Annotated in this window: 12 protein-coding genes; all 12 read right to left on the reverse strand. The window is 70.5% G+C overall.

All coding sequences use genetic code 11. From position 1 onward, the window contains the following. Window positions 1-14: 14 nt before the first annotated feature. Window positions 15-1,349, reverse strand: a complete 1,335-nt coding sequence (locus tag ACFZDA_RS31405) for an MraY family glycosyltransferase (protein ID WP_391088278.1) — start codon at window positions 1,347-1,349, stop codon at window positions 15-17. A gap of 129 nt (window positions 1,350-1,478) precedes the next feature. Continuing rightward, window positions 1,479-2,717: a serine hydroxymethyltransferase gene (glyA, locus tag ACFZDA_RS31410; protein WP_391088279.1), complete on the reverse strand. Its 1,239-nt coding sequence runs from the start codon at window positions 2,715-2,717 to the stop codon at window positions 1,479-1,481. Window positions 2,718-2,788: 71 nt separating this feature from the next. Beyond that, window positions 2,789-3,469 (reverse strand): protein-tyrosine-phosphatase, encoded by a 681-nt coding sequence (locus ACFZDA_RS31415; protein WP_391088280.1) that lies wholly within the window; start codon window positions 3,467-3,469, stop codon window positions 2,789-2,791. Continuing rightward, window positions 3,466-4,113, reverse strand: coding sequence for an L-threonylcarbamoyladenylate synthase (locus ACFZDA_RS31420; protein ID WP_391088283.1), 648 nt, complete (start codon window positions 4,111-4,113; stop codon window positions 3,466-3,468). Before ACFZDA_RS31420 ends, ACFZDA_RS31415 begins: the two co-directional genes overlap by 4 nt. Window positions 4,114-4,171: 58 nt before the next feature. Continuing rightward, window positions 4,172-5,011, reverse strand: a complete 840-nt coding sequence (prmC, locus tag ACFZDA_RS31425) for a peptide chain release factor N(5)-glutamine methyltransferase (RefSeq protein WP_086559099.1) — start codon at window positions 5,009-5,011, stop codon at window positions 4,172-4,174. A 77-nt stretch (window positions 5,012-5,088) separates the two neighbouring features. Then, entirely contained in the window at window positions 5,089-6,165 is a 1,077-nt protein-coding gene (prfA, locus tag ACFZDA_RS31430; RefSeq protein ID WP_391088285.1) for a peptide chain release factor 1, read from the reverse strand. Window positions 6,166-6,271: 106 nt separating this feature from the next. Beyond that, complete coding sequence (gene rpmE / locus ACFZDA_RS31435) at window positions 6,272-6,493, reverse strand: 50S ribosomal protein L31 (RefSeq protein ID WP_010040182.1); 222 nt, start codon at window positions 6,491-6,493, stop codon at window positions 6,272-6,274. Between the two features lie 210 nt (window positions 6,494-6,703). Continuing rightward, on the reverse strand, window positions 6,704-7,840 hold the full coding sequence (locus ACFZDA_RS31440; RefSeq protein WP_391088286.1) for an LCP family protein: 1,137 nt from the start codon (window positions 7,838-7,840) through the stop codon (window positions 6,704-6,706). A gap of 208 nt (window positions 7,841-8,048) precedes the next feature. Continuing rightward, entirely contained in the window at window positions 8,049-9,842 is a 1,794-nt protein-coding gene (locus ACFZDA_RS31445; protein WP_391088288.1) for a trypsin-like serine protease, read from the reverse strand. Between the two features lie 125 nt (window positions 9,843-9,967). Further along, a complete protein-coding gene (rho, locus tag ACFZDA_RS31450) occupies window positions 9,968-12,022 on the reverse strand; it encodes a transcription termination factor Rho (protein ID WP_391088290.1) in 2,055 nt (684 codons plus the stop codon). Window positions 12,023-12,424: 402 nt separating this feature from the next. Next, window positions 12,425-13,354 carry a homoserine kinase gene (gene thrB / locus ACFZDA_RS31455; RefSeq protein WP_391088292.1) on the reverse strand — a complete coding sequence of 310 codons (930 nt, stop codon included), beginning with the start codon at window positions 13,352-13,354 and terminating at the stop codon, window positions 12,425-12,427. 294 nt (window positions 13,355-13,648) lie between these two features. Next, on the reverse strand, window positions 13,649-14,707 hold the full coding sequence (thrC, locus tag ACFZDA_RS31460) for a threonine synthase (protein ID WP_391088294.1): 1,059 nt from the start codon (window positions 14,705-14,707) through the stop codon (window positions 13,649-13,651). Window position 14,708 lies beyond the last annotated feature (1 nt).

A 14,708-nucleotide genomic window follows, 5' to 3' on the forward strand; every position in this document is an offset into this window, starting at 1 on the left:
CCTAACCCCGGTTCTTACCTTGTCCCGGCCTTGCGCCGGTCCGCCAGGCGCGAGCGGGCGCCAAGGGCCGTGGCTCCGTTGACTCCTGAGACCACTGGGGCCCGGTCCCCGGGCGCGACCGGGGCCGCCTGCTCGGCGGCGGACGCCGGCGTCGACGCCTCGGGCGCGAGGGCCGGGACGCCGCGGCGCCGGTAGCGCGGCGGCACGAACCGCTCCATCCAGCGCGGGGCGCGCGGCGTGAAGCGCGGCAGCAGGAGCAGCGCCAGGCCGATCGCGCTGAGGAACACGACGCCGAGCACGATCCACATGGACGCCGAGTTGACCGAGTAGGCGAGCGCGCCGAAGGCGATCAGCGCCGACCAGAAGTACATGATCAGCACGGCCCGGCTGTGCGAGTGGCCGATCTCCAGCAGGCGGTGGTGCAGATGGCCGCGGTCGGCGGCGAACGGCGACTGGCCGCGCCAGGTGCGGCGCACGATGGCCAGGATCAGGTCGGCGGCCGGCACCGCGATGATCGTCAGCGGCAGCAGCAGCGGGATGTAGACGGGGACCGTCTGGTGCACGGCCTCCTTCTCCGACCCGACGTACAGGTTGAGCGCGTCCGGGTCGACCTGTCCCGTGACGGAGATCGCGCCCGCGGCCAGGACCAGGCCGATCAGCATCGACCCCGAGTCGCCCATGAAGATCCGCGCCGGGTGCATGTTGTGCGGCAGGAAGCCCAGGCACATGCCCATCAGGATCGCCGAGAAGAGCGTGGCGGGGGCGGCGGCCTCGACGCCGTACGAGTACCAGATCCGGTAGGCGTACAGGAAGAACGCGGTGGCCGCGATGCAGACCATGCCGGCCGCGAGACCGTCCAGGCCGTCGACGAAGTTGACCGCGTTGATCGTGATGACGACCAGCGCCACCGTCAGCAGGGTGCCCTGCCACTGGGTGAGCGCGACGGAGCCGATGCCCGGGATCGGCAGCCACAGGATCGTCAGACCCTGCACGACCATCACGCCCGCGGCGATCATCTGGCCGCCCAGCTTGATCAGCGCGTCGATCTCGAACTTGTCGTCCAGTACCCCGATCAGCCAGATCAGGGCCGCCCCGGACAGCAGTGCCCGTGGTTCGTTCGAGGCCTGGAAGAGCTGGTTGAGGTTGGTCAGGTGGTCGGCGACCAGCAGGCCCGCGCACAGGCCGAAGAACATCGCGATCCCGCCGAGGCGCGGAGTGGGTTCCCGGTGCACGTCACGTGCCCGGATCTCCGGCATCGCTCCGGCCACGATCGCGAACTTCCGTACCGGCCCTGTCAGCAGATACGTCACCGCGGCCGTGACGCAGAGCGTCAGCAGGTATTCACGCACGGGCTTCCCCACAGGTCTCGCTGGCCATCACAGCCCCACACCCTAGCGATGCGCGCATATGTGTGGGGACTTCCGGGTAGCGACGATGGTTGCACGAGTAGCTGTGCACCCTGGTGCGCTTACCCCGTCTCACGCCGGATACGGCGGAAATCCACCGGCCAGCTCCCGCACTTCTTCACGGGCCCTCGCGGTCTCCGTCACGCCCCTGAGCACCCCCGCGAGCAGCTTGGCGATCCGCGCCATCTCCGCCTCGCCCATGCCCTGCGTGGTGACGGCGGCCGTGCCCAGCCTCAGGCCCCGGGCGTCGCCGTGCGGCAGCGCGCAGCAGTCCAGGACCAGGCCGGCCGCGGCGAGACGGCCCCGGGCGGTGCGGCCGTCGACGCCGAGCGGCGCCGGGTCGGCGGTGATCAGATGGGTGTCCGTGCCGCCCGTGGTGACGACCAGGCCCTCGGCGGCCAGGCGGGCCGCGAGCACCCTCGCATTGGCGACTACCTGATGGGCGTACACGGCGAACGCCGGGGTTGCCGCCTCCCCGAACGCGACCGCCTTGGCCGCGATGGTGTGCATCTGCGCACCGCCCTGTGTGAAAGGGAACACGGCCCGGTCGACCCGCTCGGCCAGCTCCGCCCGGCACAGGATCATGCCGCCGCGCGGGCCCCGCAGCACCTTGTGGGTCGTCGCACAGACGATGTCCGCGTACGGCACCGGGTTCGGCGCCGCTCCCCCGGCGACCAGCCCGATGGGATGCGCGGCGTCCGCGACGAGGTAAGCGCCCACCTCGTCGGCGACCTCGCGGAAGAACGCGTAGTCGATGTGCCGGGGGTAGGCGATCGAGCCGCACACGATCGCCTTGGGCCGGCGCGTGCGCGCCAGGGTGCGCACCTGGTCGTGGTCCATCAGACCGGACTCGGCCTCCACGCCGTAGCCGACGAAGTCGAACCAGCGGCCGGAGAAGTTCGCGGGCGACCCGTGCGTGAGATGGCCGCCGTACGGCAGGCCGAGGGCGAGGACGGTGTCGCCGGGGCGCAGCAGGGCGGCGTAGGCGGCCAGGACGGCCGAAGAGCCGGAGTGGGACTGGACGTTGGCGTGTTCGGCGCCGAACAGCGCCCTGGCCCGGTCCACGGCGACGCGTTCGGCGACGTCGGCGATCTCACAGCCGCCGTGGTGCCGCGCGCCCGGGTAGCCCTCGGCGTACTTGTTGGCGAGCGGCGAGCCGAGGGCGGCCAGGACGGCCGGCGAGCTGAAGTTCTCGGCGGCGATCAGCTGGAGCGTGGTCGCCTGCCGCTCCCGCTCGCCGAGCAGGATGTCGGCGAGTTCGGGGTCCTGGCGGCGCAGGAGGTCGGCCTCGATGGCAGGAGTGACCGTCATGGTGGGCTCCGGGCGGCGTCGACGGTGACGTACGTCCAATGTAGGCCCGGGGCCCTGGGGGCGCGCGGTCGTTACGTCTTTGCGGGGACGCCGGTGAGGGCCGTGACCACCGGATCGAGTGCCTGGTGTATCTCGTCCCCGATGGACCGGAAGAACGTCAGGGGCGCCCCGTACGGGTCGTACACCTCGTCCGCCTCGGCGTTCGGGGCCAGCAGCCACCCGCGTAGAGCCGCCGCGGCACGCACCAGGGCACGGGCGCGGGTGACCACGCCCTCCTCCAGAGGCGGCAGGGTCGCCGGGTCGATGGCCTTCACCAGGCGGGTGAACTCCTTGAGGGTGAAGGTCCGCAGGCCCGCCGAGTGCCCCATGGAGATGACCTGCGCCCGGTGGTCACGGGTGGCGGTCAGCACCAGGTCGGCGCGGATCACGTGCTCGTCGAGGAGTTCGCGCCCGGTGAAGCCGGAGGCGTCCGCGCCGAAGTCGGCGAGGACGGTCTCCGCGTGGGTCTCCATGGGTGCGCCCTCGTGACCCCAGGTGCCCGCGCTCTCCACGATCAGCCCGCCGCCCAGGATCCCGAGCCGCTCCCGCACGAAATGGCGGGTCAGCCGCTCGGTGATGGGCGAGCGGCACACGTTGCCGGTACTGACGTGGAGGATGCGGAAGCTGTCACGCGGTAGCCCCACGAACGTCGTCGTGATCTCCGCCGCGCTTTCCCCGTTGCCTATGCCACGCCCCGCTCCAGGGGCCGTCAATTCGCCACCTCGAGGTCGGGTACGACCTTTCGCAGCTCGTCCGCGGAGATCGCGCCGGCGCGCAGCAGCAGCGGCACCTCCCGGGTCACGTCGACGATCGACGACGGGACGTTGCCGGGGGTCGGGCCGCCGTCGAGGTAGACGGAGACGGAGTCGCCGAGCATCTCCTGCGCGGCGTCGCAGTCCTCCGGCGCCGGGTGACCGGTCAGGTTGGCGGAGGAGACGGCCATCGGGCCCACCTCCGTCAGCAGCTCGATGGCGACGGGGTGCAGCGGCATGCGCACGGCGACCGTGCCCCGGGTGTCGCCCAGGTCCCACTGGAGGGACGGCTGGTGCTTGGCGACGAGCGTCAGCGCGCCCGGCCAGAAGGCGTCGACCAGCTCCCAGGCCAGCTCCGAGAAGTCCGTGACGAGCCCGTGCAGCGTGTTCGGGGAGCCGATGAGGACGGGCGTGGGCATGTTGCGGCCCCGGCCCTTGGCCTCCAGCAGGTCGGCGACCGCCTCCGAGGAGAACGCGTCGGCGCCGATGCCGTACACCGTGTCCGTCGGCAGCACCACGAGCTCGCCACGGCGGACGGCGGACGCTGCCTCACGCAGACCGGTCACACGGTCGGTCGCGTCGTTGGTGTCGTATCGCCGTGCCATCTTTAGCTGGCCTCCTCGTACACGTGCTGCTGGGATGAAGACTGCGAAGAAAGCGCGCTCACGGCAGCGCCTTGCGGGCCGTGGCGAAACGCGGGCGGTTGTTCAGGTCGGGGTGATCGGCGGCGTCGGTCCAGCCCCGGTCCTCGGCGAAGATCCACGGCACCTGGCCGCCCTGGGTGTCGGCGTGCTCCACGACCACGACACCGCCGGGGCGCAGCAGCCGGTGGGCGGTGCGCTCCAGGCCGCGGATGAGGTCGAGGCCGTCCTCGCCGGAGAACAGGGCCAGGCCGGGGTCGTGGTCGCGCGCCTCGGGGGCGACGTACTCCCACTCGGTGAGCGGGATGTACGGCGGGTTGGAGATGACCAGGTCGACCTGGCCGTCGAGGTCCGGGAAGGCCGTCAGGGCGTCTCCCTGGCGCAGCTCGACCCTGGACCCCTCCACGTTCTTGCGGGTCCACTTCAGCGCGTCCTCGGACAGCTCCACGGCGTGCACGCGCGAGCGCGGCACCTCCTGGGCGAGGGCGAGCGCGATGGCGCCGGAGCCGGTGCACAGGTCGACGATGCACGGCTCGACGACGTCCATGGCCCGTACGGCGTCTATGGCCCAGCCGACCACGGACTCCGTCTCGGGCCGGGGCACGAACACCCCGGGGCCGACCTGGAGTTCCAGGTACCGGAAGTAGGCGCGCCCGGTGATGTGCTGGAGCGGTTCGCGGGCCTCGCGGCGGGCGATGACCTCCCAGTAGCGCGCGTCGAAGTCGGAGTCCTTGACGGAGTGCAGCTCGCCGCGCTTGACGCCGTGCACGAACGCGGCGAGCTCCTCCGCGTCGGTGCGCGGCGAGGGCACGCCGGCGTCGGCGAGCCGCTGGGTGGCCTGGGCCACCTCCGCGAGCAGCACGCTGCGGGGGCTTGGGGGTCGCCCCCCAAATGACTGCTGCACGCAACTCCTCCGGTGCTCGGTACTCCTACGTGTCCTTACGCTGCGGCCAGCTTGGCGGCCGAGTCCGCGTCGACACAGGCCTGGATCACCGCGTCGAGGTCGCCGTCCAGGACCTGGTCCAGGTTGTACGCCTTGAAGCCGACGCGGTGGTCCGAGAGGCGGTTCTCCGGGTAGTTGTACGTACGGATCTTCTCGGAGCGGTCGACGGTGCGGACCTGGCTGCGGCGGGCGTCGGCGGCCTCCCTCTCCGCCTCCTCCTGTGCCATGGCGAGCAGCCTGGAGCGCAGGATACGCAGTGCCTGCTCCTTGTTCTGCAACTGGCTCTTCTCGTTCTGGCAGGAGGCGACGACTCCGGTCGGGATGTGCGTGATGCGCACGGCGGAGTCGGTGGTGTTGACGGACTGCCCGCCCGGCCCGGAGGAGCGGTAGACGTCGATGCGGAGGTCGTTCGGATTGATCTCCACGTCCACCTCCTCGGCCTCGGGCGTGACCAGCACACCGGCGGCGGAGGTGTGGATACGGCCCTGGGACTCGGTGGCGGGGACGCGCTGCACGCGGTGCACGCCGCCCTCGTACTTCAGGCGGGCCCACACGCCCTGACCGGGCTCCGTCGCGCCCTGGCCGCCCTTGGTCTTCACGGCCACCTGGACGTCCTTGTAGCCGCCCAGCTCGGACTCCGTCGCGTCGATGATCTCGGTCTTCCAGCCGACGCGCTCGGCGTAGCGCAGGTACATCCGCAGCAGGTCGCCGGCGAACAGGGCCGACTCGTCGCCGCCCGCGCCCGCCTTGATCTCGAGGATGACGTCCTTGTCGTCGCTGGGATCGCGCGGGACGAGGAGGAGGCGCAGCTTCTCGGTCAGCTCCTCGCGCCGCTGCTCCAGCTCCTTGACCTCGGCCACGAAGTCGGGGTCGTCGGCGGCGAATTCACGCGCGGTCTCGATGTCGTCGCCCGTCTGCGTCCAGGAGCGGTACGTGGCGACGATCGGAGTGAGCTCGGCGTACCGCTTGTTCAGCTTGCGCGCGTTGGCCTGGTCGTTGTGGACCGACGGGTCGGCGAGCTTCTTCTCCAGGTCGGCGTGCTCGGCGACGAGTTCCTCGACGGCCTCGAACATCTTGGGCTCCTGTGCAGGGACGGGGGTGAAGGGCGGGCGACCAAAAACGCCGGTCCCGGAGCGCCCGGTGAGGGGGCGCGTCCGCGGACCGGCGAAATGGGGCTCGCTACTTCTTGGAGCCGGCGGCCTTGCCGAAGCGGGCCTCGAAGCGGGCCACGCGGCCACCGGTGTCGAGGATCTTCTGCTTGCCCGTGTAGAACGGGTGGCACTCGGAGCACACGTCGGCACGGATCGCGCCGGACTCGATGGTGCTGCGGGTGGTGAACGACGCGCCGCAGGTGCAGCTGACCTGCGTCTCGACGTACGCGGGGTGGATGTCGCGCTTCAAGGTGTCTCCTAGGTTTCGGGAGGGCGCCGGGTCGCTGCCGCGGGGTGCGGGAGCGTGAACCGGGGCCGACGTACCAGTCTGCCAGGACTGGGGCCATCCCCCAAAACCGGGGGTTGCGGTGATCTATTCCCCGCGGGCCGGCGGGGGTCGTTCGCGTCCACGCGGCGGAGCCGCATATCGATACAGCCCCGCGTCCCTGGGACGTGCCCCTCAGGGCGCGCTCACGACACCCTTCGCTTCACCTGTGGCCGATCCGGACGTCGCCGACTTCGGGATCGGCTTGTCGTTCTCCAGGGCCTTCCAGATCTCGTCGGCCTTCTTCTTCTGGAGGAGGACACGGTTGGGGTCGTCCGGGTCGTAGGCCACCGGCATCGTGACCATGTGCATGTGGGACGGGGTGATGCCCTTGAGGCCGCCCGCGAAGGATGCGAGCTTGTTGACCGAGCCGAGGTCGGAGTCGGCCGTCACCGTCTTGGTCGCGGTCTCCGCGAGGTCGAGCAGCTTCTTCGGGTTCGTGAAGACGCCGACGTCCTTGACCTGGTTGACCAGGGCCTTGATGAATGCCTGCTGGAGCTGGATGCGGCCGAGGTCGGAGCCGTCGCCGACGCCGTGCCGGGTGCGGACCAGGCCGAGGGCCTGCTCGCCGTCGAGTCTGTGGGTGCCGGCCTTCAGCTTCAGGTGGCTGTCGGGGTCGTCGATGCTCTTGGTCGTGGTGATCTCGACGCCGCCGAGGTCGTCGATGAGCTTCTGGAAGCCGGCGAAGTCGACCTCCAGGTAGTGGTCCATGCGCAGGTCGGTGATCGACTCGACGGTCTTCACGGCGCAGGCGGCCCCGCCGGTGGAGTACGCGGAGTTGAACATCACGCCGTTCGCGGCGGGGTACTCCTTGCCCTTGGTGTCCGTGCACGCGGGCCGGTCGATGAGGGTGTCTCGCGGGATGGAGACCACGCTGGCCTTCTTGTGGCCCTTGTAGACGTGCACGACCATCGCCGTGTCGGAGCGGGCGCTGCCGTCGTCCGTGCCGCCGCCGAGCTTCTTGTTGCCGCCGGCGCGGGTGTCGGAGCCGAGGACGAGGATGTTCTCCGAGCCGTTGTCGGCCTTCTTGGGCCGGTTCGTGCCGAGGGCCTGGTCGATGTCGACGCTCTTGAGGTTGCCGTTGAGCGTGAAGTACACGTACCCCGCCCCGGCGCCGCCGAGGACGACGATGCCCGCGGCCGTCCAGGCCGTCACCATCAGGCCCTTGTGGCGCTTACGGGGCTTGCGGCGTCGGCCCTTGGCGCGGTGGCGCGGCCCGGTCGTGCCGGTATCGCCCGGTATGCCCGGACCCGGCGTGCTCTCGGCAGACATGTGCTCCTCAGCTCGTCTACGGTCGGTTACCCCCTGCGGTCAGTGCCAGGCGTGCTCGGTCGGGGACTTCCCCTGGCACCATCGTCGCTCCGCCTGGTCAGACGGAGAAACTCGGGAAAGGGTTGCACAACGGACTGTGCCCACCGCGTGCGGCGGTGGGCACAGTGTGTGTTCGTGTCGGCGAGGGGTACCTCGCTCACCTGCGATTTCAGCCGAAGATGTCGTACTGCTTGAAATCGGTACCGACGGACTTCCTTGTGGCGAAGATCTCGCTGGTCGCCTTGCCGGTGCCGGCGTACAGGTAGAGCGTCCCGCCGGGGGTGCGGGCCAGGAAGTCGGCCTTGCCGTCGCCGGTGATGTCGCCGGTGGCGTCGAAGGCGTTGTAGCCGCTCCAGGTGCGCACCTTGACCCGGGCCGAGAAGGCGCCCGAGCCGGCCTTGCCTGTGCCCTTGTACAGGTACATGTAGCTGCCCGACGAGCTTCGGGCGATCAGGTCGGTCTTGCCGTCCCCGGTGAAGTCGCCGTGGCCGCGCACGGAGTTGTACTGGTTCCAGCCCGAGCTCACCTTGACGCGCGGCGAGAAGGTGCCGTTGCCCTTGCCCGGGTAGATCCACATCACGCCCGACGAGTCGACCGAGAGCAGGTCGGGCAGGTAGTCGCCGGTGACGTCGCCGGGGGTGATGATGCGGGTGCGGGTCTTCCAGTTGTCGGCGATCTGCTTGGTGGACCAGGTGCCGGTGGAGATCACGTAGTGGGTCCAGAAGACGTCGCCGTCGCTGCTGCGCCGGTAGACCAGGTCCTGGTAGCCGTCGCGGTCGAAGTCCGTCTGCAGGACGGTGTTGAAGCCGTTCCAGTTGCCCCAGGACTCGCGGGCGGCGAAGGACGTCCCCTTGGAGTCCTTGGAGTAGCCCGTCTTCGTCGAGGCGTTGCGCACCCACAGGTCGGCCTTGTGGTCGCCGCTGATGTTGGTGTCGTCCAGGCGCGGGTAGGCGGCGCCGACGTATGTGCTCACCTTGCTGAAGACGCTGTAGGCGCCCTTGGCGACGCAGTCCGTCACGCCCCAGGAGACGACCCCGACGATCCGGTTGTTGACGACCAGGGGACCGCCGGAGTCGCCGTTGCAGGCGGTGGTGGTGCCGGTGTCGCTGCCGGTGGCGGGATTGCCCGCGCAGACCATGTGGCCCTTGATGAAGTCGCTGCCGTACGCCCCGGCGCAGGTGGTGTCGGACTGGACGGGCAGCGTGGCCGTCTTCAGCGTCTCGGAGATGTCGTCGCTGGTGGAGCTGGTGCGGCCCCAGCCGTAGACCTTGGCGCTGGTGCCGGCTTTGTACGACGTGGTGTCGCCGGACGTCGTCATGCGGATCGGGGTGGCCTTGACCGGGACGGGCAGGGTGAGCACCGCGATGTCGTTGTCGATGGTCGTCGCGTTGTACGACGGGTGGTTCCACTGCCGCCAGACGCCGGTGACGGTGCCGCCGTGCAGGTCGGTGCCGTCGGCCGAGGGCAGCTGGGAGGTGCCGGTGACGATGGCGCCGTTGGCGTGCCAGTCGTAGCCCTTGACGCAGTGTGAGGCGGTGAGGATCTTCGTCGGCGCGACGACGGCGCCGCCGCAGAAGAAGCCGATGTCGTCGCTGGTGGTCGACGTGCCCCGGTCGTCGTAGTAGTGGAGCTGCGCCATCCACGGAGCCGAGGTGATGGTGGTCTCGCTGCCGCCGATGATCTTCGGGTCGACGGTGGAGGGGCTCGTGTTCGTGCTCGTGCTCAGCGACGTCTTGCTCGTCTTGCCCGCGACGTCGTCACCGGCCATGGCGCCCGCGACGCGCTTCTCCAGCTCGGCGAGCGACGGTGAGGTGGTGGCGGGCTTGACCGTCGGCTGCGGCAGTGCGGTGGCCGCGCCGGCGGACGTCGTCAGCAGCGCGGCGGCCACGGCGGCGGCCACACCGGCCGCGGCGACGGGAAGGGCGATGCGTATCCGGCGTCTGTGCCGACCGCCCCCAGGCATGGTTCTACCCACGAATGTCCCCCCTCGGGATCACATGTTCGAAGAGAGCGTGATCCTACCCGCACGGGAACAGCACTGAGGGCCGCCCCCGTTTCCGGGAGCGGCCCTCTTACGCAGTGCTTACCTCAGTCGCCGTTGCCCGGCGTCGGAGTGGTCTTCTGGATCTGCATCAGGAACTCGGCGTTCGACTTCGTCTGCTTCATCTTGTCGAGGAGCAGCTCGACGGCCTGCTGCTGGTCGAGGGCGTGCAGCACCCGGCGCAGCTTCCAGACGATGGACAACTCGTCGCTGGCGAGCAGGATCTCTTCCTTACGCGTACCGGACGCGTCGACGTCCACCGCCGGGAAGATCCGCTTGTCGGCGAGCTTCCGGTCGAGCTTGAGCTCGGCGTTGCCGGTGCCCTTGAACTCCTCGAAGATCACCTCGTCCATGCGGGAGCCGGTGTCGACGAGAGCCGTCGCCAGGATGGTGAGCGAGCCACCGTCCTCGATGTTCCGCGCGGCACCGAAGAAGCGCTTCGGCGGGTACAGCGCCGTCGAGTCGACACCACCGGACAGGATGCGGCCGGAGGCCGGGGCGGCCAGGTTGTAGGCACGGCCCAGACGCGTGATGGAGTCCAGCAGGACGACCACGTCGTGACCGAGCTCGACCAGCCGCTTGGCGCGCTCGATGGCGAGCTCCGCGACCGTCGTGTGGTCCTCGGCCGGGCGGTCGAAGGTCGAGGAGATGACCTCGCCCTTGACCGACCGCTGCATGTCGGTGACCTCTTCCGGACGCTCGTCGACGAGGACGACCATCAGGTGGCACTCGGGGTTGTTGTGCGTGATCGCGTTGGCGATCGCCTGCATGATCATGGTCTTGCCGGTCTTCGGCGGGGCCACGATCAGACCGCGCTGGCCCTTGCCGATGGGCGAGACCAGGTCGATGATGCGGGTGGTGAGGACGCCCGGGTCCGTCTCCAGGCGGAGGCGGTCCTGCGGGTACAGCGGCGTGAGCTTGTTGAACTCCGGGCGGCCACGGCCGTGTTCGGGCGCCATGCCGTTGACGGAGTCCAGGCGCACCAGCGCGTTGAACTTCTCGCGGCGCTCGCCTTCCTTGGGCTGACGCACGGCACCGGTGATGTGGTCACCCTTGCGCAGGCCGTTCTTGCGGACCTGGGCGAGGGAGACGTACACGTCGTTCGGGCCCGGCAGGTAGCCGGAGGTCCGGATGAAGGCGTAGTTGTCGAGGATGTCCAGGATGCCCGCGACGGGGATCAGGACGTCGTCCTCGGCGATCTGCGGCTCGGAGGCGATGTCGTCACGGCCACGGCGGCCACGGCGGTCGCGGTAACGCCCGCGACGGCCACGCCGGCCGCCCTCGAAGTCGTCCCCGTCCTCGTCGGCCCGCTGGCGGTCACGGTCCTGACGGCCGCCGCCCTGCTGCTGGTTCTGCTGGCCGCGCTGGCCGCCCTGCTGGTCGTCGCCCTTGTTGCCCCGGCGGTCGCGGTCCCGGCCGCGGTCACGGCCGCGGTCGCGACGACGGCCCTCGCCGCCCTCGCCCCCGTCGGACTTGGCGTCGTTCTGGGACTGCTGCTGCGCCTGCGCGTCGCCCTTGGACTCGTTCTTCGCCTCGGCCGCGACCGTCTCGGGAGCGCCGGCCGGGGAACCGGCGTCGGCGGTGGCCCGGCGACGGCGGCGCTCGGAGGGCGCGTCTTCTCCCCCGCGCTCGGCTGCTCCATCGCGGGAGGGGCCCCCAGCCGGCTGGCCGGGAATCTCGATCTGCTGCTGGGCCACGGCCTTGTCGGCCTTGTCGGCCTTCTCGGCGGGGGCCTCGGGGGCCTGCTTCGCGTCCGCCTTCTTCTCCGCCTTCTCCGCGTTGTCCCCCGTACGGGTCCGGGAGGTGGCGCGGCGCTTCGGCTTGGTCTCGGCGGGGGCCTCGGCCTTCGCCGCCGGGGCGGCGCCGCCGGACGCCTGCGCCTCCTTGATGACCTCGATCAGCTGGCTCTTGCGCATACGCGCGGTGCCCCTGATACCGAGGCCGGATGCGACCTGTTGCAGCTCGGCCAGCACCATGCCCTCGAGGCCGGTACCGCGGCGCCGCCGGGAGCCGGCACCGGTGGCAGGCGCGGAGGCGTCCGTGGCGGGCGCGGCAGCGGTCTCCTCGACACGTGCGCCCATCAGATCGGTGGTGTCGCTCACGAAGGGTCCTTCCCTGGAGCGGACGTCGGCCTGTCTGGCTCGGCGACCGGTTGTGCTGTCCGGCTTCGGTCCGTGTGGTGTGAACCGTGCCGGGGCGGTGGTCCGCCTCAGCGGCGGAGGAATCTGGTGATGGCGCTTCCGTATGCCGTGGCACCCAGTGTCAGTGTCACGCGGCGTGGTCGCACCGGTTCCGGAGCGTGCCCTGCGCCCCGCTCAGTGTCCTTGTACGGCGTACGGTCCGACGTACGGAACACAGTGCGGCTTGGGGGGCTCCCGGAAGAATGTCTGTCCCGGACGGGGACACGAGGCACCTCGCCGTGGTGGGGTCGGGTGCAGACTTGAGGTTAACACTACCGGATCCAACAAACATTCCCCCTCTCGAAATCCGGCAACCGTGCGCTTTCAAATGTCACTGGAGGTCGCGAGCGGCAGGACGATCGCGCCCTGCGGATCGAGGCTCAGCCGGTTGGCGGCCCAGTCCGCGCCCGCCAGGGCCTCGACCTTGTCGGCGGTGCCGGCGTCGGCCAGCGCCATGACCGTCGGGCCGGCGCCGGAGATGACAGCGGGGACGCCCTCGGAGCGCAGCCGCTCCACCAGCGCCGCGCTCTCGGGCATGGCCGGGGCGCGGTACTCCTGGTGCAGGCGGTCCTCGGTGGCGGGCAGCAGCAGCTCGGGGCGCCGCGTCATGGCCTCGACGAGCAGGGCGGCCCGGCCCGCGTTGGTGGCCGCGTCGACGTGCGGCACGGTGCGCGGGAGCAGGCCGCGCGCGGTTTCGGTGAGTACCGGCTTTCCGGGCACGAAAACCACCGGAACGATGGAATCGGCGGGCTCCATCCTGATCGCCCGGGCCGCGCCGCCCTCCATCCAGGACAGCGTGAAGCCGCCCAGCAGGCACGCGGCGACGTTGTCGGGGTGACCCTCGATCTCGGTGGCGAGCTCCAGCAGCGCGGCGTCGTCGAGCTTGGCCTCCGCGCCTATGGTCACGGCGCGGGCGGCGACGATGCCGGCACAGATGGCGGCCGAGGAGGAGCCCAGGCCCCGGCCGTGCGGAATGCGGTTGGCGCAGACGATTTCCAGGCCGCGCGGCTGTCCGCCCAGCAGATCGAAGGCAGTGCGCAGGGAACGTACGAGAAGGTGCCGCTCGTCGCGCGGGAGTGTCTCGCTGCCCTCACCCGCGATGTCGATGTGCAGCCCGGAGTCGGCCACCCGGACGACCACGTCGTCGTACAACCCCAGCGCGAGGCCGAGGGCGTCGAAGCCCGGACCGAGGTTGGCGCTGGTGGCGGGGACGCGCACCCGGACGGCGGCGGCGCGGAACGCTGGACCGGCCATCGCTCGATGACTCTCCTTGAGCTGCGTGATGGTCGAATGACGTGGGATGGACATTCGATGGCGTACGAGAACCCTGAGGGCCGCGGAGACGGCGCGGCTCCGCGGCATATGCGGCGGGCGGGTTCAGTACAGCCTATCGAAGGAAGGTTCTGTGGCGACACAGGGCGCACGGGAGGCGCACGATGCGTGTCGTAAGCCCCCTGTGCACCCCTCGTAGGGATCCTCCCCCGGCAAGCGCCGTCTTACGCCGGACCGTGTCGCGCGTTACACCGGCGCCCGGCGCGTCGGCGCACGTCAGACCAGACCGAGGCGCTCCGCGGCGGCCGCCGAGTCGACGGGTACGGTGACCGGCTGCGGGGCACCGGCGACGGCCCAGTCGGGGTCCTTCAGACCGTTGCCCGTGACGGTGCACACGATCCGCTGCCCCGGGTCGACCTTGCCCTGCTCGGCGGCCTTCAGCAGACCGGCGACGGAAGCGGCGGACGCGGGCTCGACGAAGACACCCTCCTGCGAGGCCAACAGCCGGTAGGCGCGCAGGATCTCACGGTCGGTCACCTCGTCGATGAAGCCGCCCGACTCGTCCCGCGCGGCGAGCGCGTACTGCCAGGAGGCCGGGTTGCCGATGCGGATGGCGGTGGCGATGGTCGACGGGTCCTTGACGACCTCGCCGCGCACGATCGGGGCGCTGCCGGAGGCCTGGAAGCCCCACATCCGGGGGGTCCGGGAGGCGACGCCGTCGGCGGCGTACTCCTGGTAGCCCTTCCAATAGGCCGTGATGTTGCCCGCGTTGCCCACCGGCAGGACGTGGATGTCGGGCGCGTCGCCCAGCATGTCCACGATCTCGAACGAGGCGGTCTTCTGGCCCTCGATACGTACCGGGTTGACCGAATTGACCAGCGCCACGGGGTAGTTGTCGCTCAGGCCGCGCGCGAGCGTGAGGCAGTCGTCGAAGTTGCCGTCGACCTGGAGGATCTTCGCGCCGTGCACGAGGGCCTGGCCCATCTTGCCGAGCGCGATCTTGCCCTGCGGCACGAGCACGGCGCAGACCATCCCGGCCCGCACGGCGTACGCGGCGGCGGAGGCCGACGTGTTGCCCGTGGAGGCGCAGATGACGGCCTTCGCGCCCTCCTCCTTGGCCCGCGTGATGGCCATGGTCATACCGCGGTCCTTGAAGGACCCGGTCGGATTGGCACCCTCCACCTTGAGGTGGACCTCGCAGCCCGTGCGCTCGGAGAGCACCTGCGCGGGCACGAGCGGCGTGCCGCCCTCACGGAGCGTCACGACCTGCGTGCTGTCGGATACCGGAAGCCGGTCCCGGTACTCCTCGATGATTCCGCGCCACTGGTGGGTCATT

It is taken from the genome of Streptomyces sp. NPDC007991 (genome assembly GCF_042958445.1).
Classification (GTDB): Bacteria; Actinomycetota; Actinomycetes; order Streptomycetales; family Streptomycetaceae; genus Streptomyces.

Coding starts and splice junctions, on each gene's coding strand:
- prfA (WP_391088285.1), bottom strand. CDS start 6,165: ATGTTCGAGGCCGTCGAGGAACTCGTCGCCGAGCACGCCGACCTGGAG.
- ACFZDA_RS31420 (WP_391088283.1), bottom strand. CDS start 4,113: ATGGCACGGCGATACGACACCAACGACGCGACCGACCGTGTGACCGGT.
- ACFZDA_RS31445 (WP_391088288.1), bottom strand. CDS start 9,842: ATGCCTGGGGGCGGTCGGCACAGACGCCGGATACGCATCGCCCTTCCC.
- thrB (WP_391088292.1), bottom strand. CDS start 13,354: ATGGCCGGTCCAGCGTTCCGCGCCGCCGCCGTCCGGGTGCGCGTCCCC.
- glyA (WP_391088279.1), bottom strand. CDS start 2,717: ATGACGGTCACTCCTGCCATCGAGGCCGACCTCCTGCGCCGCCAGGAC.
- thrC (WP_391088294.1), bottom strand. CDS start 14,707: ATGACCCACCAGTGGCGCGGAATCATCGAGGAGTACCGGGACCGGCTT.
- ACFZDA_RS31440 (WP_391088286.1), bottom strand. CDS start 7,840: ATGTCTGCCGAGAGCACGCCGGGTCCGGGCATACCGGGCGATACCGGC.